The 21,039-nt window shown below is 73.7% G+C and carries 25 protein-coding genes and 2 pseudogenes; 18 read left to right on the top strand and 9 right to left on the bottom strand.

The features are described 5' to 3' along the window. Positions 1-87 precede the first annotated feature (87 nt). Positions 88-1,116, top strand: coding sequence for a P1 family peptidase (locus tag ACIA8R_RS32455; RefSeq protein WP_397041802.1), 1,029 nt, complete (start codon positions 88-90; stop codon positions 1,114-1,116). A gap of 11 nt (positions 1,117-1,127) precedes the next feature. On the opposite strand, the gene ACIA8R_RS32460 is transcribed toward ACIA8R_RS32455, so the two are convergent. Continuing rightward, positions 1,128-2,243: an NAD(P)/FAD-dependent oxidoreductase gene (locus ACIA8R_RS32460; protein WP_364091801.1), complete on the bottom strand. Its 1,116-nt coding sequence runs from the start codon at positions 2,241-2,243 to the stop codon at positions 1,128-1,130. A gap of 53 nt (positions 2,244-2,296) precedes the next feature. Here ACIA8R_RS32460 and ACIA8R_RS32465 point away from each other — a divergent pair, with 53 nt between their 5' ends. The 5 genes from ACIA8R_RS32465 (at position 2,297) to ACIA8R_RS32485 (ending at position 6,570) form a co-directional block, all read left to right on the top strand. Next, positions 2,297-2,980 carry a TetR/AcrR family transcriptional regulator gene (locus tag ACIA8R_RS32465; protein ID WP_364091799.1) on the top strand — a complete coding sequence of 228 codons (684 nt, stop codon included), beginning with the start codon at positions 2,297-2,299 and terminating at the stop codon, positions 2,978-2,980. A 1-nt stretch (position 2,981) separates the two neighbouring features. Beyond that, complete coding sequence (locus ACIA8R_RS32470; RefSeq protein ID WP_397041803.1) at positions 2,982-3,236, top strand: Chromate resistance protein ChrB; 255 nt, start codon at positions 2,982-2,984, stop codon at positions 3,234-3,236. Next, complete coding sequence (locus ACIA8R_RS32475) at positions 3,233-4,405, top strand: MFS transporter (protein ID WP_397041804.1); 1,173 nt, start codon at positions 3,233-3,235, stop codon at positions 4,403-4,405. Before ACIA8R_RS32470 ends, ACIA8R_RS32475 begins: the two co-directional genes overlap by 4 nt. Positions 4,406-4,501: 96 nt before the next feature. Further along, a complete protein-coding gene (locus ACIA8R_RS32480) occupies positions 4,502-6,013 on the top strand; it encodes a hypothetical protein (protein ID WP_397041805.1) in 1,512 nt (503 codons plus the stop codon). 5 nt (positions 6,014-6,018) lie between these two features. Beyond that, positions 6,019-6,570, top strand: coding sequence for a GNAT family N-acetyltransferase (locus tag ACIA8R_RS32485; RefSeq protein ID WP_397042024.1), 552 nt, complete (start codon positions 6,019-6,021; stop codon positions 6,568-6,570). Here the strand turns inward: ACIA8R_RS32485 and ACIA8R_RS32490 are convergent. Continuing rightward, positions 6,518-6,919, bottom strand: coding sequence for an ABC transporter permease (locus ACIA8R_RS32490; RefSeq protein ID WP_397041806.1), 402 nt, complete (start codon positions 6,917-6,919; stop codon positions 6,518-6,520). The genes ACIA8R_RS32485 and ACIA8R_RS32490 overlap by 53 nt on opposite strands. Between ACIA8R_RS32490 and ACIA8R_RS32495 the strand changes: the two genes are divergently transcribed. Continuing rightward, positions 6,894-7,304 carry a hypothetical protein gene (locus tag ACIA8R_RS32495; protein WP_397041807.1) on the top strand — a complete coding sequence of 137 codons (411 nt, stop codon included), beginning with the start codon at positions 6,894-6,896 and terminating at the stop codon, positions 7,302-7,304. The two genes, ACIA8R_RS32490 and ACIA8R_RS32495, sit on opposite strands and share 26 nt — an antisense overlap. A 4-nt stretch (positions 7,305-7,308) precedes the next feature. Here the strand turns inward: ACIA8R_RS32495 and ACIA8R_RS32500 are convergent, their stop codons facing one another. After that, the gene (locus ACIA8R_RS32500) at positions 7,309-8,151 is read right to left on the bottom strand and encodes a helix-turn-helix domain-containing protein (RefSeq protein WP_397041808.1); all 843 of its coding nucleotides are present in this window, start codon (positions 8,149-8,151) and stop codon (positions 7,309-7,311) included. Positions 8,152-8,239: 88 nt separating this feature from the next. Here ACIA8R_RS32500 and ACIA8R_RS32505 point away from each other — a divergent pair, with 88 nt between their 5' ends. Together ACIA8R_RS32505 and ACIA8R_RS32510 are read left to right on the top strand one after the other, a co-directional pair. Then, complete coding sequence (locus ACIA8R_RS32505) at positions 8,240-9,148, top strand: LLM class flavin-dependent oxidoreductase (protein ID WP_397041809.1); 909 nt, start codon at positions 8,240-8,242, stop codon at positions 9,146-9,148. 27 nt (positions 9,149-9,175) lie between these two features. Further along, entirely contained in the window at positions 9,176-9,337 is a 162-nt protein-coding gene (locus ACIA8R_RS32510) for a hypothetical protein (protein WP_397041810.1), read from the top strand. Positions 9,338-9,353: 16 nt separating this feature from the next. Here the strand turns inward: ACIA8R_RS32510 and ACIA8R_RS32515 are convergent. The 3 genes and pseudogenes from ACIA8R_RS32515 to ACIA8R_RS32525 all read right to left on the bottom strand — a co-directional run. Beyond that, positions 9,354-9,644, bottom strand: a pseudogene (locus tag ACIA8R_RS32515) (TetR family transcriptional regulator C-terminal domain-containing protein); the annotation flags it as partial. A gap of 151 nt (positions 9,645-9,795) precedes the next feature. Continuing rightward, positions 9,796-9,906, bottom strand: a pseudogene (locus ACIA8R_RS32520) (TetR family transcriptional regulator); the annotation flags it as partial. Positions 9,907-9,926: 20 nt separating this feature from the next. Then, a complete protein-coding gene (locus ACIA8R_RS32525) occupies positions 9,927-10,733 on the bottom strand; it encodes a GNAT family N-acetyltransferase (protein WP_397041811.1) in 807 nt (268 codons plus the stop codon). A gap of 109 nt (positions 10,734-10,842) precedes the next feature. Between ACIA8R_RS32525 and ACIA8R_RS32530 the strand changes: the two genes are divergently transcribed. The 5 genes from ACIA8R_RS32530 to ACIA8R_RS32550 all read left to right on the top strand — a co-directional run bounded on the left by ACIA8R_RS32530 (position 10,843) and on the right by ACIA8R_RS32550 (position 15,288). Beyond that, the gene (locus tag ACIA8R_RS32530; protein ID WP_397041812.1) at positions 10,843-11,547 is read left to right on the top strand and encodes a hypothetical protein; all 705 of its coding nucleotides are present in this window, start codon (positions 10,843-10,845) and stop codon (positions 11,545-11,547) included. Positions 11,548-11,688: 141 nt separating this feature from the next. Then, positions 11,689-12,618: a hypothetical protein gene (locus ACIA8R_RS32535; protein ID WP_397041813.1), complete on the top strand. Its 930-nt coding sequence runs from the start codon at positions 11,689-11,691 to the stop codon at positions 12,616-12,618. A 127-nt stretch (positions 12,619-12,745) separates the two neighbouring features. Then, complete coding sequence (locus tag ACIA8R_RS32540; RefSeq protein WP_397041814.1) at positions 12,746-13,303, top strand: cysteine hydrolase family protein; 558 nt, start codon at positions 12,746-12,748, stop codon at positions 13,301-13,303. A gap of 99 nt (positions 13,304-13,402) precedes the next feature. Continuing rightward, positions 13,403-13,984, top strand: a complete 582-nt coding sequence (locus ACIA8R_RS32545) for a winged helix-turn-helix domain-containing protein (protein ID WP_364091775.1) — start codon at positions 13,403-13,405, stop codon at positions 13,982-13,984. Continuing rightward, positions 13,984-15,288, top strand: a complete 1,305-nt coding sequence (locus ACIA8R_RS32550) for an MFS transporter (RefSeq protein ID WP_397041815.1) — start codon at positions 13,984-13,986, stop codon at positions 15,286-15,288. The genes ACIA8R_RS32545 and ACIA8R_RS32550 overlap by 1 nt, the downstream gene beginning before the upstream one ends. 21 nt (positions 15,289-15,309) lie before the next feature. On the opposite strand, the gene ACIA8R_RS32555 is transcribed toward ACIA8R_RS32550, so the two are convergent. Together ACIA8R_RS32555 and ACIA8R_RS32560 are read right to left on the bottom strand one after the other, a co-directional pair. After that, positions 15,310-15,630, bottom strand: a complete 321-nt coding sequence (locus tag ACIA8R_RS32555) for a multidrug efflux SMR transporter (protein WP_357708955.1) — start codon at positions 15,628-15,630, stop codon at positions 15,310-15,312. A gap of 29 nt (positions 15,631-15,659) precedes the next feature. Next, positions 15,660-16,004, bottom strand: coding sequence for a multidrug efflux SMR transporter (locus ACIA8R_RS32560; protein WP_357708957.1), 345 nt, complete (start codon positions 16,002-16,004; stop codon positions 15,660-15,662). Positions 16,005-16,130: 126 nt separating this feature from the next. Here ACIA8R_RS32560 and ACIA8R_RS32565 point away from each other — a divergent pair, with 126 nt between their 5' ends. After that, positions 16,131-16,595 carry a MarR family transcriptional regulator gene (locus ACIA8R_RS32565; RefSeq protein WP_357708959.1) on the top strand — a complete coding sequence of 155 codons (465 nt, stop codon included), beginning with the start codon at positions 16,131-16,133 and terminating at the stop codon, positions 16,593-16,595. A gap of 43 nt (positions 16,596-16,638) precedes the next feature. Continuing rightward, positions 16,639-17,544 (top strand): NADP-dependent oxidoreductase, encoded by a 906-nt coding sequence (locus ACIA8R_RS32570; protein WP_397041816.1) that lies wholly within the window; start codon positions 16,639-16,641, stop codon positions 17,542-17,544. Between the two features lie 11 nt (positions 17,545-17,555). Here ACIA8R_RS32570 and ACIA8R_RS32575 read toward each other — a convergent pair whose 3' ends face one another. Next, positions 17,556-18,398, bottom strand: coding sequence for a LysR family transcriptional regulator (locus tag ACIA8R_RS32575; RefSeq protein WP_397041817.1), 843 nt, complete (start codon positions 18,396-18,398; stop codon positions 17,556-17,558). A 72-nt stretch (positions 18,399-18,470) separates the two neighbouring features. On the opposite strand from ACIA8R_RS32575, the gene ACIA8R_RS32580 reads away from it, so the two are divergent. Both ACIA8R_RS32580 and ACIA8R_RS32585 read left to right on the top strand, forming a co-directional pair. Continuing rightward, complete coding sequence (locus tag ACIA8R_RS32580; protein ID WP_364091767.1) at positions 18,471-19,706, top strand: MFS transporter; 1,236 nt, start codon at positions 18,471-18,473, stop codon at positions 19,704-19,706. A 17-nt stretch (positions 19,707-19,723) separates the two neighbouring features. Continuing rightward, positions 19,724-21,031, top strand: a complete 1,308-nt coding sequence (locus ACIA8R_RS32585; RefSeq protein ID WP_397041818.1) for a CHAT domain-containing protein — start codon at positions 19,724-19,726, stop codon at positions 21,029-21,031. Positions 21,032-21,039: the final 8 nt, after the last annotated feature.

Genomic DNA, 21,039 nt, shown 5'->3' on the forward strand with positions numbered 1-21,039 from the left:
GCGTCGCCCCTTACGGTGCCACCTCGCGCGGCGGCCGGGCGCAGCCGCGACAATGGGAACATTATGGACAATTTCCTCTCCTCATCCATGAGCGGTCGCGCGCGGGCGCGCGAGCTGGGCGTCGTCGTCGGCGACATGCCGACCGGGCCGTTGAACGCGATCACCGATGTCGAAGGCGTCCTGGTGGGTCACACCACCCTCGACGACGGCGCCGAGCTGCACACCGGGGTCACCGCCATCGTTCCCCGGCAGCTGACCGCCGAACGGCGCGGGCTGCCCGCGGCCGTGTACGCCGGCAACGGATACGGCAAGCTGGTCGGCTCGACCCAGATCGACGAACTGGGCGTGCTGGAGTCGCCGGTCGTCCTGACCGCCACGCTGTCGGCGTTCCGGGCGGCGGACGCGCTGGTCACCTATCTGATGGACGGCAACCCGGAGGGGATCTCCTTCAACCCGGTCGTGGGCGAGACCAACGACGGCTTCCTGTCCGACATCCGGCGCCGCCCGATCACCGAACGGCACGTGCTCGACGCGCTGGAAGGGGCGTCCGGCGGGCTGCCGGCGGAGGGCTGCGTGGGGGCGGGCACCGGGACGACGGCGCTGGGCTTCAAGGCGGGCATCGGCACCTCGTCCCGGCGGCCGGTGGTGGACGGCGTTCCGGTCACGGTCGGAGCGCTCGTCCAGTCCAACTTCGGTGGCGTGCTGACCGTGCGGGGCGTCCCGATGCCGGTCGAGGAAGTCGTCCCGGGGGCGGCGAACGAGGAGCCGGTCGGCAACTCCTGCATGATCGTGGTGGCCACCGACGCGCCGCTCGACGCCCGTCAGCTCGCCCGCCTGGCCCGGCGGGCGATCTTCGCGATGGGCCGCGTGGGGGCGTCCTACTCCCACGGGAGCGGCGACTACGCCATCGCCTTCACCACCGCGTCACCGCAGGTCCCGGCCCTGCCCGACGCCAGGCTGAACCCGGTGTTCGCCGCGGTCATGGACTCGGTCGAGGAGGCGCTGCTCAACTCCCTGTTCGCCGCGACGACCACGACCGGCGTGCGCGGCCGCACCAGCCATGCCGTCCCGTACGACCGGCTGCTGGAGCCGGCGCCCGGAGAGCCGGTCGGGTAGCCGTTCGGCGGTCAGGACGGCTGGAGCTCGTCGAAGAGGGCGAGGGCTTCGGCGGGGTCCGGGCTCACCAGGCGTTCCAGACCGGCCGCGGTGATCTTCGCGTATTTGGCGGCCCGTGCCCACATCTGCTGCTCGAAGGCGCGGACGGCCTCGTCCGGGTCGCCGGGGTTTGCGGCGACGGCCTCGGCGAGCTCGGCGCCTTCCAGCATCGCGAGGTTCGCGCCCAGGCCCAGCGGGGGCATCAGGTGGGCGGCGTCGCCCAGCAGCGTCACCCCGGGTACGTGGTCCCAGGTGTGGGCCACGGGCATGACGTAGAGGGGGCGGCGGGTGAACGTGGTGCCGTGGCGGAGGAGATCGAGGACGGGAGCGGCCCACCCGTCGAACAGGGCCAGCAGGCTCGACCGCACGGCCTCGGCATCGGCATCGGCCGGGTCCGCCGCGTCCAGTGGTGCGCGGAACTGGGCGTAGACCTTGACGTGGCCGCCGCTGTTGCGCTGGGCGACGACGGCGCGGTTCACGCCGTACACGGCCAAGGAACCGTCGCCGATCAGGCGGGCGAGGTCGGGGTGGCGGGCGTCGACGTCGTCCAGGGAGGTCTCGACGGAGGTGACACCGGTGTAGCGCGGCGTCGCGGACGAGAGCGCCGCGCGGACCCGGGACCAGGCGCCGTCCGCGCCCACCACGAGGTCGAACGCCTCCTGCCGCCCGTCCGCGGAGCGGACCAGCACGCCGTCCCGGGTGCCGGGCACCACCTCGGTGACACCCCGCCCCCATTGGACGTCCAGAGGGCCGAGCAGCAGGTCACGGAGTTGCCCGCGGTCGATCTCGGGATTGGCCCGCTCATCCGGACGGGGTCGCCAGTCACGCAGGACGGTCCCGTCCGTGTCCAGGATGCGCATGGCCTGTCCCTCCGGACGGGACAGCGTCCGGAATCCCGCCAGCAGCCCCGCCTTGTCCAGCGCGCGCTGGCCCATCCCTTCGTGCAGGTCCAGCGTGCCGCCCGGAGACCGGGCGCCGGGGGACGAATCGCGTTCGAGGACGGTGACGGGATGGCCATGGCGGTGCAGGACGCGGGCGAAGGTGAGGCCGGCGGGGCCGCCTCCCACTACAGCGATACGATGTCTCATGTCGATACACTGTATTTCCTCGATACACCGTATCGCAACACTACGATGTATCCATGACTGTGTGGGACCGTCCGGAGCCGCCGACCCGCCCCGCGCCGCTCGACCGGGAGCGCATCGTCGCCGCCGCCGTCGCGCTGGCCGACGAGGGCGGGCTGGAGGCGGTGTCGTTGCGCAAGGTCGCCGCCCGGCTCGACGTCGGCCCGATGCGCCTGTACGGCTACCTGTCCACCAAGGAGGAGCTGTTCGACCTCATGGTGGACGAGGTCTATGCCGAGATCCTCCCCGAGGAGCCGCCCGGTGACTGGCGGGAGGCGCTGCGCGGCCACGCCGACCGCATCAGACGGGCCGCCCTCCGGCACGAATGGCTGGCCGACCTGCTCGGCGGACGTCCGAGCCTGGGCCCCAACGCCCTCGCCGCGACAGAGGGCATGCTGTCCGCCCTCGACGGCGTCGCCGACCTCGACACCGTCATGCGGGCCGTGGAGACGGTCAGCGCGTACACCACCGGCGCGATCAGGCGCGAGGTCGCGGGCCTGCGGGCCGAGCGCGCCACGGGCCTGTCCAAGCTCGACTGGCAGCGCGCCCGCGGCCCGCACGTGAGCAGGATGCTGGCCACGGGCCGCTTCCCCTCGCTGGCCAGGCTCGTGCACGACGGCACGGAGGTGGACGCCGATGAGTCCTTCGCGACCGGCCTGGACTGGGTCCTCGACGCCGTGGCCGCCAAGTTCGGCCTCTAGGATGGTCGCCGCCGGACGCGCACGGCAGGACGACGATCGCCTGCGGGCGCTGTTCGACGCGGCCCGGGACGTCTTCGGCGCCCCGGAGGCGGCCGAGGCGGCCGCGAGGCTCCGGCAGTGCGCCGCCGTCTGCGAGGACTACGCCGACCGCGTCTTCACCGCCCTCCACGAACCGCCACCCGCGACGGACCACGACGCGGCGGCGCCCGAGACGTCCCGGGCGACCCCGCGTGAGGCACTGGGGGGCGGGCGATGACGCCTTCGGTGTCGGCCGTGTCGGGGCGGCGGATGTGGCCGTTGTACGCCGCCGGGTTCACCACCGCGTTCGGCGCGCACGGCATCGCCGCCAACCTCGGCGGGTTCTCCGGCGACGCGGTCACCTCGCTGCTCGTCCTCGGCGCGCTGCTGGCCCTGTACGACGGCGCCGAGGTGCTGCTCAAGCCGCTGTTCGGCAGCCTCGCCGACCGGATCGGCGCCCGTCCGGTGCTGCTGGGCGGCCTGGTGGCCTTCGCGATCGCCTCCGCCCTGTACGTCGTCGCCGACAGCCCCGGCTGGTTGTGGGCCGCCCGCCTGGGCCAGGGCGCGGCGGCCTCGGCGTTCTCACCGTCGGCCTCGGCGCTGGTGGCCAGGCTCAACCCCGCCGCCAAGCTCGGCCGGGCCTTCGGCGGCTACGGCTTCTGGAAGTCGATCGGCTACACCCTGGGCCCGCTGCTGGGCGGCGTGCTGGTGTGGGCCGGCGGCCTGCGGCTGCTGTTCGCGGTCCTGACGGTGCTGGGCGTGGCGGTCGCCGTGTGGGCCGCGCTGGCCGTGCCCGCCGTGCCGCCGCTGCCCAAGGCCCGCCAGACGGTGCTGGACCTGGCGCGGCGCCTGGCCGACCCGGCGTTCCTCGTCCCGACCGCGGCCCTGGCCGGGGCCACCGCCGCGCTGTCGGTCGGCGTGGGGTTCCTGCCCGTGTCCGGCAGGGTCGCCGGTCTCGGCACGGTCGCGACCGGCGCCGCGGTGTCCGTCCTGGCGGCGTGCGCGGCGGTCGTGCAGCCCAGGGCCGGGCGGGCCCTCGACGCGGGGCGGCTGGGGACCCGTACCGGCATGCTGGCCGGGCTGCTGGTCACCGCGGCCGGGCTGGCCTGCGCGATGCTGCCCGGTCTGACCGGGATCCTGTCGGCGGCCGTACTGATCGGGGCGGGGACCGGGCTCATCACCCCGCTCGGGTTCGCCGCCCTCGCCGCCCGCACCCCCGCCGAACGCATGGGCCAGACGATGGGCGCCGCCGAACTCGGCCGGGAACTGGGCGACGCGGGCGGCCCGCTGCTCGTGGCCGGCGTCGCCACCCTCGCCTCGCTCACCTACGGCTACGCCGCCCTCGCGATCCTGCTCGCCGTCGGCCCGCTCATCGCCCTCACCCTCCGCCGCTCCCCCACCACCTGACCGCCCCCAAGCCCGGCCGGCCACAAGGGCCATGTGACAGCGGCGTGACAGGCGTCGTTCCGGGGGTGTTAGGCGCCGGTCCCTATAACCGTTGGCATGTCGATCACCGACCTCCTCCGGCGGGAATGGGCCGCGTTCCGCCGCCCCGGCCGCCTGACCGCCCTGACCGTCGCCGCCCTGGCCGTCATCGGGCTGGGCCTGATGTCCGCGTTCGCCGGACGTTCCTCCTGCGACGGCCCCTGCCCCGCCGCCCCCGTCGCCGCCGACGGCTCCACCGTCAGCGACACGTTCTGGTTCCTGCACCGCGGCCTGGGGCGCGAGGGCAGCATCACGGTCCGGATGACGTCCATGACCGGGACGATCACCTATCCCCCGCCGAACCACGACCAGCTCGTGGCCGGGCTGGTGCCCTGGGCGAAGGCCGGGATCATCGTCAAGGACGGCCTGCGTCAGGGCTCCCGATACGCGGCCCTCGCCATGACCGGCGCCCACGGCGTGCGCTTCCAGTACGACTACAAGCACGACCTGGCGGGAAGCCCCGACCGGCTCCCGCGCTGGCTGCGCCTGACCCGCTCGGGCGACACCGTCACCGGCGCCGAGTCCGCCGACGGCCGGCAATGGCACACCGTGGGCACGGCGACGCTGGCCGGACTGCCGGAAACCGTGCAGGTCGGCCTCTTCGCCACCTCGCCCGGAGACCTCACGCTCCGCGAGAGCGGCCTCGGCGGCGCGATCGAGGAGTCCCGGTTCACCCAGGCCGTCGGCGTCTTCGACCAGGTCGCCGTCGAGGGCGGTCACGACGGCGCCTGGGCCAGTGATCCCGTGGGCGAGATGAACCACACCGACTGGGAGAAGTACCACAATCCCTCCGGAGCCGTGCAGAAGGGCGGGATCATCACGGTCAGCGGCACCGGCGACATCGGCCCGCTCAACGAGGAGGCGCCGCGCGTCGCCGAGAACCTGCTGGCCGGGCTGGTGATCGCGCTCGTCGTCGTGCTCGTGGTGGCCGCCCGCCACGGCTCCCGTACGGCCGGTGGGGCGGGTGCGCGGCGGACGGTCGCCGCCCGCGCGGCCGTCGTCGGGGCGGCGGCCTTCGTGACCGGACTGGTCGCCGCCGGCGTCGTCCTGCCGGTGGGCGTCGCGATCCTGAGCGGGAACGGCACGCCGGCACAGCCACTGCCCGGACTCACCGGCGCGCGGGTGATCGTCGGCGTCGCGCTGGTGCTCGCGCTCTGCGCCGTCCTCGCGTTCGGGCTCGGCGTGCGGCTGCGGCGGGGCTGGGCGGCGATCGTCGTCGCGCTCGCGCTGGTCGCGCTGCCGTACGGCGTGACGGCGGTTCCGCTGCTGCCCGACGCCGTCTCCGGCTGGCTGCTCCGGCTGACCCCGGCGGCGGGCTTCGCCGTGCTCCAGACGCGGGCGGAGTATCCGCAGGTGACCGCCCACTACGCGCCCTCGGCGGGGTACTTCCCGCTGCCCGGATGGGCCGGGCTCGCCGTCCTGGCCGCGTACGCGGCGTTCGCGGCGTGGCAGGCGCTGCGAGGCACGGCGACCGGTGAGGCAGCGCCGGGACGGACCACCCGGCCCGGCTCTGGCATCATCGCCGGGTGATCCCCATGACGACCGACCGGCTTCTCCTGCGTCTGCCGGACGACGACGACCTCGCCCCCTTCGCCGCCATGAACGCCGACCCCGAGGTCATGCGGTACATCGGCGACGGTTCCGTCCAGCCCCCGGACTCAGCCGCGGCGGGGATCGCGCGCGCCCACCGCGAATGGCACGAACGCGGCTACGGCCTGCTCGCGGTCGTCGTGCGCGAGACCGGACGGACGGCCGGCTGGGTCACGCTGACCGTGCCCGCGTTCCTCCCCGAGGTCCTGCCCGCCGTGGAGATCGGCTGGCGGCTCGGCCGGCAGCACTGGGGGAACGGCTACGCCACCGAGGCGGCCGGGCGGCTGCTGGGGTTCGGGTTCGCCGAATGCGGCCTCGACCGGATCGTCAGCATCCGTCACGTGGACAACCAGCGGTCCCGCCGGGTGATGGACAAGCTGGGCCTGCGGTTCGCGTTCGAGACGGTCGTCCCCGCGCACGGCCGGCCGGTCGCCGTGCACGAGATCACCCACGCCGGCCGTACAGATGGAGGACCAGGGGCGCGCACACCGCGGTGACGACGGCGGTCGCGACGAGCGACCAGGTGACCGCCCCCGCGGCGCCCGCGGTGTGGTTCATCAGCCCCCTGGCCGCGGCCGCGACGTGGCTGAGCGGGTTGACCTCGACGAAGGCCCGCAGCCGGCCGGGCATGGTGGCGGGCTGGACGAAGATGTTGCTGGCGAACGAGAGCGGCATCAGCACGACGTTCGCGATGCTGATGACCACCGCCTGGTCGGGCACGAGCAGGGCGACCGCCGCCCACAGCAGTGACAGGGGCAGCCCGAACGCCACGACCAGCGCCACCGCCACCCCCGTCACGCCGCCTTCGGGCCGGTAGCCCATGACCAGCCCGAGCACCACCACCACGCCGGACGCGATCCTCGAAGCGGCCCGCGCCGCCCTCGACACCGCCCCGCCCGCCGACGCGCTGGCCGGGTTCCTCGACGCGGGCTGGCAGTTCCTGCGCCGCCATCCCCTGCTGCTCGACCTCACCGTGTCCCGCGTCCACCGTCCCGCGAACGACGACCCCCACGACGTCGTGCCGCCGCGCCTCGAACGGCTCATCCGGCGGGGCCAGCACACCGGCGACTTCGACGGGTCGCCCCCCGCCGCCTGGCTGGCCGCCGCCGTCATCGGGCTCCAGCACGCCGCCGCCGCGGAGATCGCCGACGGCCGCCTCACCGCCCCGGAGGCGGCGGCCCTGTGCCTGGCCAGCGCCCTGCGCCTGCGCGGCGGCGGCGACCGGCCGTGATCCGCTAGGGCCCAGGCGGCCAGGCGACGTCGTCCACGGCGAGGAACGGCGAGAGCGCGACCGAGGCCGGCGTCACCCCCGCGAAGGTCATCACGTCCCTGTGCAGGTGCGACTGGTCGGCGTAGCCGCTCTCGGCCGCCACGTCGGCGGCGCGTTCACCGGCGGCGAGCCGGTGGGCCGCCCGGTCGAAGCGGATCAGCCGGGCCACCCGCTTCGGGGTGAGGCCGACCTGGGCGCGGAACCGGGACCAGAGGCGCTTGCGGCTCCAGCCGGCCTCGACGGCGAGCCGTTCGACGGGCACCCGGCCCCCGCTCGCCGCCATCCGCCGCCAGGAGAAGGCGACCTCCGGATCGGCGGCGCGGCCCGCGTCGGCGCGCCTGGCCAGCGCGTCCTCCGCGATCGCGAACCGGTCCTCCCACGACCCGGCGGCCCGCAACCGCTCCTGGAGGCGTACGGACTCCCGCCCCCAGAGGTCGTCCAGCGAGACCACCGTGCCGCCCAGCTCCGCGGACGCGCCCAGGACGGCGTGCGCGACCATCGGCGACAACCGGATCTGGAGGCATTCCATCCGGCTGGTCAGGCCGCATCCCCGTACCTGATGAGGCGCGAGACCGGCGACGACGCGTCCGAGCTGCCGCGAGCCGCGGTCGTCCTCGATGACGAACGGCTCGTCGCCGAGGTCGAGGAGCAGAGTGACCGCGGGGTGCGGGACGAGGGCGAGGTCGCGGAACTCGTTGTCCCGGTCGCTGAACCCCGCCATCATGACCCCGGGCAGGCGGCCGGGCCGCGACGGGACGGTGATCTCCCATCGAGGCACATGGGCGCGAACCCGCTCGGCTGACCGCACACCGACATGCTACGAGCCTCCGACACCGGACGGCGTGCTCGCGAGCGGGATTGACCTCAAGCGTGCCTGAGGTTGCATAGTCGGCCGCATGGAGAGCTTTGAGATCGGTGTGATCCTGCCCGGCGTCGGCGAGCAGCGCAGAAGGGGCCTCGACCTGCGGGAGGCCGCCCGGCATGCGGAGGACGCCGGGTTGGACGGCGTCTGGCACGGCGATCACCTGGCCATCGGCGGGCCGACCCTGGACGCGTCGATCGCGCTGGCCACCGCCGCCGCCGTCACGTCGAGGATCAGGATCGGCGCAAGCGTGTTCGTCCCGGGGATCCGGCCGCTGGCCTGGGCGGCCAAGCAGGTCGCGAGCCTGCAGCACGTGTCCGGCGGCAGGCTGGTGCTGGGCGTCGGCTCGGGCGGCGGGCCGGGGCAGTGGGCTGCCGCCGGGGTGGCGTTCGGGCGGCGCGGGCGCCGTACGGACACCGCGCTGGAACTGCTCCCCGACCTGCTGGCCGGGAAGGAGACCCGGCTGCCGGACGAGCCGGGACAACCGCCGGTCACGCTGACCCCGGCCGTGGCCATGCCGCCCGTGTGGGTCGGCAACGCGTCGGAGGCGGCGATCCGGCGGGCTGCGCGGCTGGGCGACGGCTGGTTCCCCTCGCTGATCTCCCCGCGGGAGGTCGCCGAGGGAAGGGCACGGCTGGCCGGGCTGGCCGGGCAGGCAGGCCGTCCCGTTCCGGTCGTCGTCATCGGTTGCGCCGCCGCGCTGGGAGCCGGGCCCGACGTCCCGTCCCGGGCGCAGGTGGCATCCGGGATCAGCGCCGGCTACGGCCGTCCGCTTGAGGACGTCCTGCCGATCCCCCTCACCGGCCACCCCGAGGAGGCCGCCGGACGACTGAACGACTACCGCGAGGCCGGGGCGAGCCACGCGGTCGTCGGGATCTCGGGCGGCGACTGGCGGAGACAGGTGGACCTCCTGGCGCAGGTGCGAACCCTCCTGCACGGGTGACGTCCGGACGAACCGCGCCGTGGCGTCATGGGCCGGCCCGCGCGCAGGGCCTCGACCAGCTCGGCGGGCACGCGGGCGCGCAGGGCGAGGGTCGAGAGCGCGGCCACGCAGTACTCGCAACCGCTGACCACGCCGGCCGTGATCAGCACCACCTGCCTGGCCGCCTCGGGCGTGTCGCTCTCGTCGTAGGTGCGGAAACCGCTCATCATCCCTCCTCGGCAGTGGAGAAACCGTCAAGTACGGCGCGTACGCCCGCCAGCAGGGTGCCCGCCTGGGCGCCGGCCCGTGAGCGCAGGTTGACCGCGTACGCCTGCAGGGGCAGCGCCTCGGCGGCCGCCTCCCGGTCCAGGCCGGGCCGGAGCTGGCCCTTGGTGCGCGCGGCCTCCAGTGCGGTGCGCATCGCCGCCCACAGCGCGTCGTGGTGGCGGTCGAGAATCTCCCGGATCTCCGGCAGCACGCCGCCCGCCGTGGCGTGGGTGTTGGTGACCAGACAGCCCCAGCGGGCGTGGCTCGCCGCCGCACCGGGCGGCCACCAGCCGCTCGAAGAACGCGTGGACGGCCGGCACGCCGCGGGCGTCGGCGGCCAGGGCGTCGAACACCGGCCGCGACTGCCGTTCCAGGTAGCGGCCCAGCGCGGCGGCCTGCAACTGGGCCTTGCGGCCGAAGGTCGCGTACAGGCTGGAGCGGCTGAGTCCGGTCGCCTGGACGACCTCGGCGATGCCGGTGACCTCGGCCCCGCGCTGCCAGAACAGGGCCATCACAAGGCTCCGGCACAACCTCACCCGATGGCGTACTCGGTGAAGTGGCCGCAGGCGGTGAAGCCGAGGCGGCGGTAGACGGGCTCGCCGTCGGCGGAGGCCTGCAGCACCGCGGTCTCGTAGCCCGCGTCGCGGGCGGTGTGCAGGGCGGCCAGGGTGATGGCGCCGCCGTAGCCTCGGCGACGTGCGGTGGCGAGAGTGGCGATGTTGTAGATCCCGGCGACGCCCGCGTACAGGAAGACCTCGGCCGAGCAGACGGGACGCCCGTCGACGTATCCGACCAGGTACCGGGCGGGACAGTCGGCGGTCAGCGACCATGGCGCGGCGTCGGCGAAGAACCGGCGCACGGTGGCGGCGGGCGGGTCCCAGTTCGCAGCCAGAACCGTGGCGTGGTCGGCGAGCTGGGTGGGGGTGGTCGCCAGGCGGATGTCCAGGCCGTCGGCGTGCGCTTCAGGGAGCGGCGCGCGCAGGTCCTTCCACATGCCCGTCTCGGTCTCCGAGGCTTCGAGCCCGGCTGCCCTGAGGCGCTCGGCGAGGCCGGCCGGTGTGGAGGCCGGGCCCACCCACCAGGAGAACGGGCGGCCGGTGGCGGCCAGGGCGCGGACGGTTTCCGCGATGCGGGCCTGGACGGTGTCCGGGGTGAAGCGGGCCGCCGCGACGATGTTGAAGGTGTCGTCGCCCAGGCCGCTGTCGGCGATCAGCAGGTCGCCGGTCTCGGTGACGGACGCGCCTTCCAGGTTCCGGTGCAGGTGGCAGGCGTGCTCGGCGAGATTCTGCTCCATCGCGAGCATGAGCCCGGATTCATCGATCGACGGATTCGTGTCCACGACGATCATTTCAGCATGCCCGGCCCGCGGCGTGGAACTCGACGGCCTGCCGACAGTAGGTCGTGCGTTACGGCCGGTATTGGGGTGTTTCGTTGCTATGGTCGCGCGCATGCGATCGAGCTACCTCTCCTGGGACGATGCCGTTGACCTGTTCGAGCGGCGCGGCCTGCCGAAGGAGGCGTACCAGAACCTGTACGAGGAGGAGTACATCCTCGTGCCCGGCCCCGCCGCGGTGACCGGCGAACTCCCCCTCGACGAGCACGGGCGCACGCCGTGGCGGGAGGACACCCCCGAGGCGGCGACCGGCTACATCATCGACGGCGACCTGGTCGTCGACGGGAACGTCACCGACGTGGACGACGGCTCCGCCGCGCTGATCGTCCTGGGGAACCTGCGGACGAGGAACATCTACCTGGCCGGCGACGCCAAGCTGATCGTGCAGGGCCACGTGACGTCCGAGACGTTCGTCGGCGACTGGACCGACAAGCTGGTGATGATCCATGGGGACCTGCGCACCACCGTCTCGATCTTCTGGAACGAGTTCTGCCCTGACCTGGTCGCCGGCACCCTTCACGGCAGGATCCTCGCGCCGACCTACCTCGACCTGTCCGACGTCCCTGTCGGCGCTCTGGCCGACCCGTCACCGCCGGCCCCGCTCGGCGAGCTTCTCGTGCCCGAACTGCTGATCACCGGCGCCCCCGGCCCCGACGACCTCACCGAGATCGGCGTCCGCGGCGACGCCCTCCGCGACCGCCTGCTGTCCGGCCTCCCTCTCACGATCGCACCATCCACCCCGGACGTCGATCGCGCATGACGGGCGTTTCCGCCACACCGGCCTTGACCCCCAAACCACCCACGACCACAGGTCCCGGTCAGACATATTGACGACGTGCCTTCGACATGGGCCGCGGTTCACGCCTTGGAAGCGAAATCCGCGATCTACCGAAGGACGGTCATGTCATTCCAGCTCAGGAAATGCCGGAACTTACTGTCGGCGGCGGTCACCCTGACCGCGGTGACGGCGCTGACCGGCGCCGCCACCGCGCACGCCGCCACCGCCCAGGCCCCCACCCCTGCCGCTGCCGCCGACCAGAGCGTCAGCACCGTACGGACCGGTGACGGGTTCGACGTGCTGATCGGCGGCCAGGCACGCGTCCACCTCGCACAACCGGAGAAGTCGGACGGCGTCGTGACCGCCGCCGGCCCCGGGCACGTCGCCATCATCCCCGACCACGACGGCTCCTGCGTCGAGGTGCTGGGCCTGTCGGACGACGCGGGCGCGGCGTTCGTGGCCGCCTACCCCGACACGCGCGACGACCGGCGGTACGCGGCCGGTCTGCTGCGGGTCGCGCTCGCCGACGGCTCGGTGACGCCGCTCATCGCGAGCGACCCGGCGCACGGCCAGGTCTACGCCGACTTCCGCCTGGTGAACGGCGAGCGCCCGCTCGTCAGCTTCATCCGCCGTTCGGGGCCGTACCTGTGCTCGGGACGCTCCGAACTCGGGCTCGCCGACCTCGACGCCCGGACCGTGGCCACGTACGGCGACATCAACCAGGTCTACGACACGCGGGACGAGTTCGACGGCCGCGGCTCGTGCGGCCCGACGACCGCCGTCATGACGATGGCCGGCTACCAGCTCAAGGAGTGGGGGCTGTGGGTGAACTACGGCGGCCGCCACTACTCGCCCTACGGCCGCTACGTGACCGACGAGTACCCCTACAACAACACGATCTTCAACCGGACCGCGCCCGACTTCTCCGGCAACGGCTCGTGGATGGGGGCGCGCGCGGTCTACGACCCGAGGTGGGGCGCGGGCTGGGAAGACATGCGCGACCAGGTGTACGACACCGCCTACCTGCGTCCCGTCCAGCTCTGGGGCAACTGACCCGGCCTGCCCGCCCAAGGTCGGGTTGCTGATATCTCAGCGCCCTCCTACTGTGATCCCAGTTGTTCGCGGACGGGATTCCACATCCCTCCGTCGCGAACGCCGGACACCTTGGACGGAGTATGTCGTGACCACTGCACTCATCATCGGCGACATCCAGCGGGGCATCACGGGCGGTTTCCCGTTCGCCCGGCAGGTCGTGCCACCGCTCACCGAACTGCTCCCCCGCGCCCGAGCCGCCGGTGCTCTCGTGGTGTTCGTGCACTTCGCCTTCCGCGCCAACGGGACCGACGTGCCACCCCACAGCGCGCTGATGAAGTCGTTCTTCGAGGCCGGGGACGCCTTCCACGAAGGGTCGGCCGGGACCGAGCTCGACCTGCCGGTCACCGAGCAGGACGTCGTCGTGCTGAAGCGCCGCGCCAGCGCGTTCGCGGGCACCGACCTCGACCTGGTGCTCCGCGCGCGCGGCGTCACCACGGTGGCCGTGGCCGGGGTCGCGACCAGTGCGATGGTGGCCGCGACGTGCTACGACGCCGCCGACCGCGGCTACCAGGTGTCCGTGCTGCGGGACGGCTGCGGCGACGCCGACCCGGCCATGCACGACTTCTTCATAGACGCCGTCTTCCCGAGCCGGGGCTTCGACGTGGTGTCGTGCGACGGATGGCGCCCGTCGGCCGAAGCCTGAGTGCGGACCTGACGCCGGTCGGGCTCGGGGGCGCGATTGCAAACACTTCTTCGCGAACGACTCTTTGCGAAGAAGTGTTTGCGGTCTAGGCTTCGAGGCATGACCGAACCTCCCGAGAGCGTGGTCGTCCTCGATGCCAAGGGCCTGCGGGCGCTGGCCCACCCCGTACGGGTGCAACTCGTGGACCTGCTGCGCAAACACGGCCCGTCCACCGCCACCCGCCTGGCCGAACGCCTGGGGGTGAACTCGGGCACGGCCAGCTACCACCTGCGCAGGCTCGGGGCCGCCGGGTTCGTGCAGGAGGACACCGAGCGCGGCAACGCCCGCGAGCGCTGGTGGCGTTCGGTCCACCAGGTCACCCGGCTCACCGACGACGAACTGTCGGAGCGGGAGCCCGAGGCGGTGCTGGCCTACATGCAGTCCATCGCCGCCCTGTACAACCTGCGCACCCAACGGACGCTGAACGAGCTGCAGACCATGCCGGCGGAGTGGCGGCGCGTGCTGGACCTCAGCTCCGTCGCGCTGCGCCTCACCCCGGAGGAGGCACAGCGGCTGCGCGGGGAACTGGCGGAGGTCGTCTCCCGCTACCGCCCCGACCTGCCCGGCCAGGACGCGCCCGAGGACGCCGCGCGGGTCTCGCTGATCACCCAGCTTCTGCCCGAGCTGCCCGAGGACGCGTGATGGGGCAGCGCGGGTCGTTACGCCCGATGGCCGGCCTGCTCGCGGCCATGACGGTCTCGCTGACCGGCACGCGGGTGTCGGCCATCGCCCTGCCCTGGTTCGTCCTGACCACGACGGGCAGCGCGGCGCAGACGGGGGTCGTGGCGTTCGCGGAGATGGCCCCGTACGTGCTGGTCAAGGCGCTGGCCGGGCCGCTGGTGGATCGGGTCGGGCCGCGCCGGATCTCGTGGGCCGGGGACGTGGTGAGCGCCACGGCGGCCGGGACGGTCGTCCTGCTGCACGCGCTGGACCTGCTGCCGCTGGGCGCGCTGCTCGCCCTCGTCGCGGCGGTCGGCGCGGCCCGCGGCCCCGGGGACCTGGCCAAGGAGGTCATGGTCCCCGAGGCGGCCGAGCGCGGACGGGTGCCGCTGGAGCGGGCCACCGGGCTGATGGGCGTGACCGAGCGGCTGGCCCAGACGGTGGGCCCCGCGGCCGGGGGCGCGATGGTGGCACTGCTCGGCCCGCTGACCGGCCTGGTCGTGAGCGTCGTCTGCTTCGCGCTCGGTTCGGTGATCGTGGCATGGGCGCTGCCGCGCGGCATGGGCCACAGCGCGCCGGCCCAGGAGGCGCGGGAAGGATACTGGCGGCGGTTCGGCCAGGGGGTCACGTTCCTGCGCGGCGAACCGCTGCTGCTCTCCGTGGTCGTCATGGTCGGCATCACGAATCTGCTCGACGCGGCCTTCAGCCAGGTGCTGGTGTTCGTCTGGGCGAGCGAGTCCGGCCAGGGGGCCGCCGTGGTCGGACTGAACAGCAGCGTGGCGGGGTTCGCGGCCGTCGGCGGCAGCCTGGTCGCGGCCGCCGTGGCGCACCGGATGCCGCGCAGGCCGGTGTTCTTCGTGGCGTTCCTGCTCGCCGGGCCGACGCGGTTCCTCATCCTGGCGGTGGACGCGCCGCTGTGGGTCATGCTGGCGGTGTTCGCGGTGGGCGGGTTCGCCGCCGGATTCCTGAACCCGATCCTCGGGGCGATCTCCTACGAGCGGGTGCCCCGGCACCTGCTGGGCCGGGTCAACGCGTTGCGGGACTCCCTGGCCTGGGCCGGTATCCCGCTCGGCGGGCTGGTGGGCGGGGCGGCGGTGGTGGCCGCGGGGCTGACGCCGGTGCTGCTCGCCGGCGGCGCGGCCTACGCGCTCACCACGAGCCTGACGGGGCTGCGGCCCGAATGGCGGAAGCTGGACGGGCCGCACCGCCAGGGCCCGCCCGCCGTGCCGGCGTCACCCGAAGGCGCCGACCGGGCGGGCGCGGCCGGCGCCGAACGTTCCCCCTGACCTGGAGCCCGTTGTCGCGGCTCAGATCCCCGCCGAGATCTTCAGGAGCACCACGCCACCGATGATCGCGGCGAACGACGCGAGCTTGGCCGGAGTGATCTTCTCCTTGTAGATGAGGGCACCGAGGACGACCGTGCCGATCGAGCCGATGCCGGTCCAGATGGTGTAGCCGACGCCGACGTCGAGGGTCTTCAGCGCCAGGCTCAGGGTGAAGATGCCGCCGGCGGCCGCCAGCAGGGTGAAGACGGAGGGCCACAGCCGGGTGAAGCCATGGGTGGCGTTGGTGCCGAGCGCGAATCCGATCTCGAAGACGATCGCGATGGAGAGGTAGATCCAGGCCATGGTGACGTTCCTTAGGAAGTGGTGGGTGGTCAGACGGTGGCGGGCTTCGACGCGGACAGGCGGTCGGCGAGCTTGAGCCCGAGGACGCCGCCGATGATCAGGACGAAGGCCAGCGCCTTCCAGACGGTGAGCTCCTCCCCGAAGATCACCGAACCGAGCAGCACGGTGCCGACCGAGCCGATGCCGGTCCAGACGGTGTAGCCGACGCCGACGTCCAGGGTCTTCAGCGCCAGGCTCAGGAAGAAGATCCCGCCGGACGCCGCGGCGGCGGTCAGCAGGGACGGCCACAGCTGCGTGAAGCCTTCGGTGGCGTTGGTGGCCAGGGCGAAGACGACCTCGAAGACGGCGGCGACGAGCAGATAGATCCAAGCCATCTCGGACCTCTCCTTATATGTATGTATGTGCAAACTTCTGAGCGACAGAGAGAAGCTTGCATGTGCATGTATGCTTTTGTCAATCCCGTCCGAGCGGCCGGGTCCTCAAAGAAGGAGGAGGCTTCCATGGCTCCGACGGCTTCCACCCCACCCCCGGCTCCGGCGCCCTCGGCGCTCTCCGAGGCTTGGAACGACGTCCTGCTGCTGCACGCCCGCGTGGAGAACGCCCTTGCCGTCGTCCTCCAGCGGCGGCACGGCATCGGCCTGTCGGAGTACCGGGCGCTCGGGCATCTCGCCACCTCGGCGGCCGGCGAGCTGCGCATGCAGGAACTGGCCGACAAGATCGGGCTCAACCAGAGCTCGGTGACCCGGCTGGTGACCCGGCTGAACACGGCGGAGTTCACGTACCGGGATGTGTGCCCGGACGACAAGCGCGGGGTCTACACCGTCATCACCGAGTCGGGCCGGACGCGCTACGCCGAGGCGAACGCCACGTACGAGGCGACGCTCAGGAACGTCCTGGAGGAGGCCGGACAGGCGGACCCGCGGCTCGTCCCGGCGCTGTCGGCCCTGGGCCTGCTGGACGGATGACCTGCCCCATGGCCCCGGCCGAACCGATATCGAGGAGTTGAACATGCGCACTGTTCGGATCACCCGCTTCGGCGGCCCGGACGTTCTGACGATCGCCGAGGCGCCCGCGCCCAGGGCACAGGAGGGCGAGGTGCTGGTACGCGTCGTCGCCTCCGCCCTCAACCCGGTTGACGACAAGACCCGTGAAGGGGCCATCGGCGAGGGCGCCCCTCCGCTGCCGATGACCTTGGGCTGGGAGCTTGCGGGCATCGTCGTGGACAGCCGGGAGGAGTCGTTGCCCGTGGGTGAGCGGGTCTTCGGCATGTCCCACCAGCTTGACACCGCCCGGGGGACCTGGGCCGACCTCGTCGCCGTGCCGGTCGGCTCGCTGGCCGCCGCGCCGTCGGCGGTCAGCCTGGTGGAGGCGGCGACGCTGCCGTTGCCGGGGCTCACCGCCCTGCAGACGCTCGACTGGCTGGACCTGCGGGCGGGCGAACGGCTGCTGGTGGCGGGCGCGGCCGGCGCGGTGGGCGGGCTGGCCGTGCAGCTGGCGCGGGCGCGCGGCGTACGGGTGGACGCCCTGGTCTCCAGACCGGCCCAGGTCGAGGCGGCCCAGGAGCTGGGGGCGGAGTGGGCCACGACCGACCCCGCGGATCTTCCGTCCGCCGCCTACGACGCCGTCTTCGACACCTTCGGCGCCTTCGTCACCGGGGCCGTGGCCGACGGGGGCCGCTACGCCTCCGTCGCCACCCAGGCCGGGCCGGTGCCGGACCTGTCCGGCCGGTCGGTCCGCACCACCGTCAACCAGGTGCGCGAGGACGGCCCGGGGCTCGCCGAACTGGCCAAGGCGGTCGACGCGGGCCAGGTCAAGGCCCGGGTCGAGGCCCAGTACGGCCTCCAGGACGTGCGGGCGGCGCACGAGCACTTCCGGCGCGGCCGGCTGACCGGCAAGATCGCCCTCGTGCTCTGAGGCCACGGCGCTCAGATCATGCGTCGCAGCGCGGTCTCCACGGCGTCGATCAGCGGATCGCCCTCGGTCCGCGGATGCCGGGCGAGGCCGAGCTCGACGTCCGGCAGGGCGGGCAGGGCGCCGGGGTCGTGGCAGGCCATGACCGGTTCGAGGTTGCCGGGCATGAGCGCCGCGACGCCGAGCCCGGCCCGCAGCGCGGCCAGCACGCCGGCCAGGCTGTTGCTCTCGAACACCGCCCGCCAGCGCCGCCCGGTGCCGTCCAGCGTCTCGACCACCGACCTGCGCCACGCGCACGTGCCGGTGAACAGCACCACCGGCAGCGGGTCGGCGGTCGGATCGACGCCCTGTCCGATCGCCCAGACCAGCGGGCGGCGCACGGTCCACCGCGGCGGGCCGGGCAGGTCCGGCACCTCGTCGAGCACGAGCTGGACGCGGCCCGCGTCGTAGGCCTCCCGGATCGCGGGGCCGGAGAGGCTGAGCACCTCCAGCGTCGCGCCGGGGTGCAGCCGGGCCAGGTCGGCGAGGGCCTGCGGGAGGTGCGCCGCGGCCAGGTCCTCCAGCAGCCCGACGCCGCAGCGGCCGGTGAGCGCCCGCCCGGTCGCGGTGAGCGCCTGCGCGGAGAGCGCGAGGATGCGCTCCGCGTACGGCAGCAGCTCCTCACCCGCCCGCGTCAGCGAGACGCCGGACGGCGACCGGTGGAGCAGCGGGCGGCCGACGGCGCTCTCCAGCTTGCGCAACTGCTGGCTGAGCGCGGGCTGCGTGTGCCCGAGCGCGGTCGCGGCGCGGCTGATGCTGCCGGCCCGCACGGCGGTGACGAACGACCGCAGCAACCCGATCTCCAGATCTCTTGCCATAAGCATTCATTATGGCTCCTCCAACGAAACAACGACTTCCTATGGCCTGGAGGATGACCTAGCGTCGCCCGGGTGACCGGATACAGACAGGTTCTCGCCGTTCCCGGAATGGCCGCGCTGCTGGGCGTCTCGCTGCTCGCCCGTGCCGCGATCACCGCCGACGTGACGGCGCTGACCATGTACGTCGTGCTGGGCCTGGACCTGGGCTACGTGGCGGCGGGCGGCGTCGTGGCGGCCCTGACCGCCGGGGTGGCGCTGGGCGGGCCGCTGCTCGGCCGCCTGATGGACCGGCGGGGACTGCGCACGGTGCTGCTGGCGACCGTCGCCGCGCAGGTCGTGTTCTGGGCGAGCGTGCCGGTCCTGCCGTACGGGGCGCTGCTGGGCGCGGCCGTCGTGGCGGGGCTGCTGATGGTGCCGGTCCAGGCGGTGACCCGGCAGGCGATCGCCGCGATGACGACGCCGGGGCAGCGGCGGCCCGCGTTCGCGCTGGAGTCGGTGCAGGGCGAGCTGTCGTACCTCGTGGGGCCGGCGGTGGTCGTCCTGTGCGCGGCGCAGTTGTCCCCCGAGGTGGTGGCGTGGGGGCTCGGCGCGGTGATCGCGACCGGCGGGATCGGGGTCGCGCTGCTCAATCCGCCGCTGCGGGCCGAGGGCGAGCCGGAGGCCGGTGCGCCCGGGCGTACGCGGCGCCGGGAGTGGCTGGGCGGCCGGATGATCGCCGTCCTGACGATGGGGTTCGGCGCCACGGCGCTGCTCAGCGGCATCGACCTTGCCATCGTCGCCACGCTCAAGGAGGCGGGTCAGGTGTCCTGGGCCGCCGTGGTCGTGGCCGTGTTCGGCGTCACCTCCGTCGCGGGCGGGCTGATCCACGGCGTGCTGCCCCGGTCGCTGCCCACGTGGGCGCTGCTCGGTCTGCTCGGGCTGGTGACGATCCCCGCCGGGCTGGCCCACGACTGGCGCTGGCTGTGCCTGGCCGTCGTCGGCGCCGGGCTGCTCACCGCGCCGACCCTGGCCACGGTGGCCGACGCGGTGAGCAGGCTGGCGCCGGCCGGTGTACGGGGGGAGGCGACGGGGCTGCAGGCGTCGGCGGCCAGCGCGGGCTTCGCGCTCGGAGCGCCGCTCGCCGGGCTGGCGGTGGACGCGTCCATGCCAGGTGGCGGCTTCGCGGCCGCCGGGCTGGCCGGCCTCGCCGCCGCCCTGGCCGGGGGCCTGCTGTCCCGCTCCCGGCGCCCGCGCGGCGGGCCCGGCGAACCGGGCTTCACCGACAGCAGCACCCCGGTTACAGTACGAGGGCCGACACAGGTCTCCTGAGGGCGTGATGCGATGTGATGCCCGACGGACGGGCGGAGGTGTCCCGCGCGGTCGACCGGCGCGTGGCCCTGGCCCGGGAGTGGGACGCGCTGGTCCGGCAGGTCCGCGAGCTCGACGGGTTCGGCGACTTCCTGCGGCCGCCGCAGCCGAGCAGTCTGCTGCCGGCCGCCGCGCACGGCCCGGTCGTCATGGTCAACCTCAGCCAGTGGCGCTGTGACGCGCTGATCGTGACCGCCGACGGCGTACGGGCCGTCCCGCTGCCCGGGGTGACGCTGACAGCGGTCGCCGAGCGGACCGGCGGCTACCTCCGCGTCCTGCGCGCCGTCGACCAGGCCGTCCACGACCTGTGCGCCGCCAGGGAGCGCTACGACGACGGCGACCACACCCCGGAGGCGATCAGGCGCTACACCGGCGCCAAGCTCGCGCTCAACCGGGCCGCCGAAACCCGCGAGGCCACGCTCACCGAGCTGCTGGCCTGGCTCTGGGACGAGATCGCCGCGCCGGTGCTCGCCGACCTGCGCCTCACTGCCCCCGTGGCGGAAGGCACGCCCTGGCCGCGTCTGTGGTGGTGCCCGACGGGGCTGCTGACCCTCCTCCCCATGCACGCCGCCGGTCATCACGACGGCACGGGCCGCGCGGTGATCGACCGGGCGATCTCCTCCTACACGCCCTCCCTGCGCGCCTTACGCGCGGCCCGCCGGCCCCTCGACCCGAACCCCGGCGACGAGCGCATGCTGGTCGTCGCCCTTGAGCGGACGACCGGCACGCCCCCGCTCACCGACGTGGCACGCGAGCGCGACCTGCTCACCTCCCTCTTCTCCTCCAGGGCGACGCTGCTGGAGGGCGAGGCCGCCACCACCGGCACGGTGCGCGCCGAGCTGCCCCGCCACAGGTGGGCGCACTTCTGCTGCCACGGCGGCCAGGACCTCGCCGCGCCCTCGCAGGGCGGCCTGCTGCTGCACGACCGCGTCCTCACCATCGCCGACATCAGCGCCGACCTCAGCGCCGAGCCGTACCGGGGCGAGTTCGCGTTCCTGTCGGCCTGCATGACGGCCACCGGCGGGGTGGACCTCCCCGACGAGGCGATCACGCTGGCCGCCGCCCTGCACCACACCGGCTACCGGCAGGTCATCGGCACCCTCTGGTCGGTGTACGACGACCTGGCGGCCGACGTCGCCGAAGCCGTGTACGCCGACCTGACCGCGTCCGGCCGGTTCGAGCCGGGCCGCGCCGCCCACGCCCTGCACCGGGCGGTCCACGGTCTCCGCGACGCGCGGGGGCTCCCGCCGAGCGCGTGGACGCCTTTCGTGCACCTCGGTCCCTGAAGGAGGAT

The sequence above is a fragment of the Nonomuraea sp. NPDC051191 genome, from assembly GCF_044455665.1.
GTDB lineage: Bacteria > Actinomycetota > Actinomycetes > Streptosporangiales > Streptosporangiaceae > Nonomuraea.

What these genes read in the sequence shown, in the direction of transcription:
- ACIA8R_RS32455 (WP_397041802.1), top strand. Translation starts at nt 88, where the DNA reads ATGAGCGGTCGCGCGCGGGCGCGCGAGCTGGGCGTCGTCGTCGGCGAC.
- ACIA8R_RS32460 (WP_364091801.1), bottom strand. Translation starts at nt 2,243, where the DNA reads ATGAGACATCGTATCGCTGTAGTGGGAGGCGGCCCCGCCGGCCTCACC.
- ACIA8R_RS32465 (WP_364091799.1), top strand. Translation starts at nt 2,297, where the DNA reads ATGACTGTGTGGGACCGTCCGGAGCCGCCGACCCGCCCCGCGCCGCTC.
- ACIA8R_RS32470 (WP_397041803.1), top strand. Translation starts at nt 2,982, where the DNA reads ATGGTCGCCGCCGGACGCGCACGGCAGGACGACGATCGCCTGCGGGCG.
- ACIA8R_RS32475 (WP_397041804.1), top strand. Translation starts at nt 3,233, where the DNA reads ATGACGCCTTCGGTGTCGGCCGTGTCGGGGCGGCGGATGTGGCCGTTG.
- ACIA8R_RS32480 (WP_397041805.1), top strand. Translation starts at nt 4,502, where the DNA reads ATGTCGATCACCGACCTCCTCCGGCGGGAATGGGCCGCGTTCCGCCGC.
- ACIA8R_RS32485 (WP_397042024.1), top strand. Translation starts at nt 6,019, where the DNA reads ATGACGACCGACCGGCTTCTCCTGCGTCTGCCGGACGACGACGACCTC.
- ACIA8R_RS32495 (WP_397041807.1), top strand. Translation starts at nt 6,894, where the DNA reads ATGACCAGCCCGAGCACCACCACCACGCCGGACGCGATCCTCGAAGCG.
- ACIA8R_RS32505 (WP_397041809.1), top strand. Translation starts at nt 8,240, where the DNA reads ATGGAGAGCTTTGAGATCGGTGTGATCCTGCCCGGCGTCGGCGAGCAG.
- ACIA8R_RS32510 (WP_397041810.1), top strand. Translation starts at nt 9,176, where the DNA reads ATGGGCCGGCCCGCGCGCAGGGCCTCGACCAGCTCGGCGGGCACGCGG.
- ACIA8R_RS32530 (WP_397041812.1), top strand. Translation starts at nt 10,843, where the DNA reads ATGCGATCGAGCTACCTCTCCTGGGACGATGCCGTTGACCTGTTCGAG.
- ACIA8R_RS32535 (WP_397041813.1), top strand. Translation starts at nt 11,689, where the DNA reads ATGTCATTCCAGCTCAGGAAATGCCGGAACTTACTGTCGGCGGCGGTC.
- ACIA8R_RS32545 (WP_364091775.1), top strand. Translation starts at nt 13,403, where the DNA reads ATGACCGAACCTCCCGAGAGCGTGGTCGTCCTCGATGCCAAGGGCCTG.
- ACIA8R_RS32550 (WP_397041815.1), top strand. Translation starts at nt 13,984, where the DNA reads ATGGGGCAGCGCGGGTCGTTACGCCCGATGGCCGGCCTGCTCGCGGCC.
- ACIA8R_RS32555 (WP_357708955.1), bottom strand. Translation starts at nt 15,630, where the DNA reads ATGGCCTGGATCTACCTCTCCATCGCGATCGTCTTCGAGATCGGATTC.
- ACIA8R_RS32560 (WP_357708957.1), bottom strand. Translation starts at nt 16,004, where the DNA reads ATGGCTTGGATCTATCTGCTCGTCGCCGCCGTCTTCGAGGTCGTCTTC.
- ACIA8R_RS32565 (WP_357708959.1), top strand. Translation starts at nt 16,131, where the DNA reads ATGGCTCCGACGGCTTCCACCCCACCCCCGGCTCCGGCGCCCTCGGCG.
- ACIA8R_RS32570 (WP_397041816.1), top strand. Translation starts at nt 16,639, where the DNA reads ATGCGCACTGTTCGGATCACCCGCTTCGGCGGCCCGGACGTTCTGACG.
- ACIA8R_RS32575 (WP_397041817.1), bottom strand. Translation starts at nt 18,398, where the DNA reads ATGGCAAGAGATCTGGAGATCGGGTTGCTGCGGTCGTTCGTCACCGCC.
- ACIA8R_RS32585 (WP_397041818.1), top strand. Translation starts at nt 19,724, where the DNA reads ATGCCCGACGGACGGGCGGAGGTGTCCCGCGCGGTCGACCGGCGCGTG.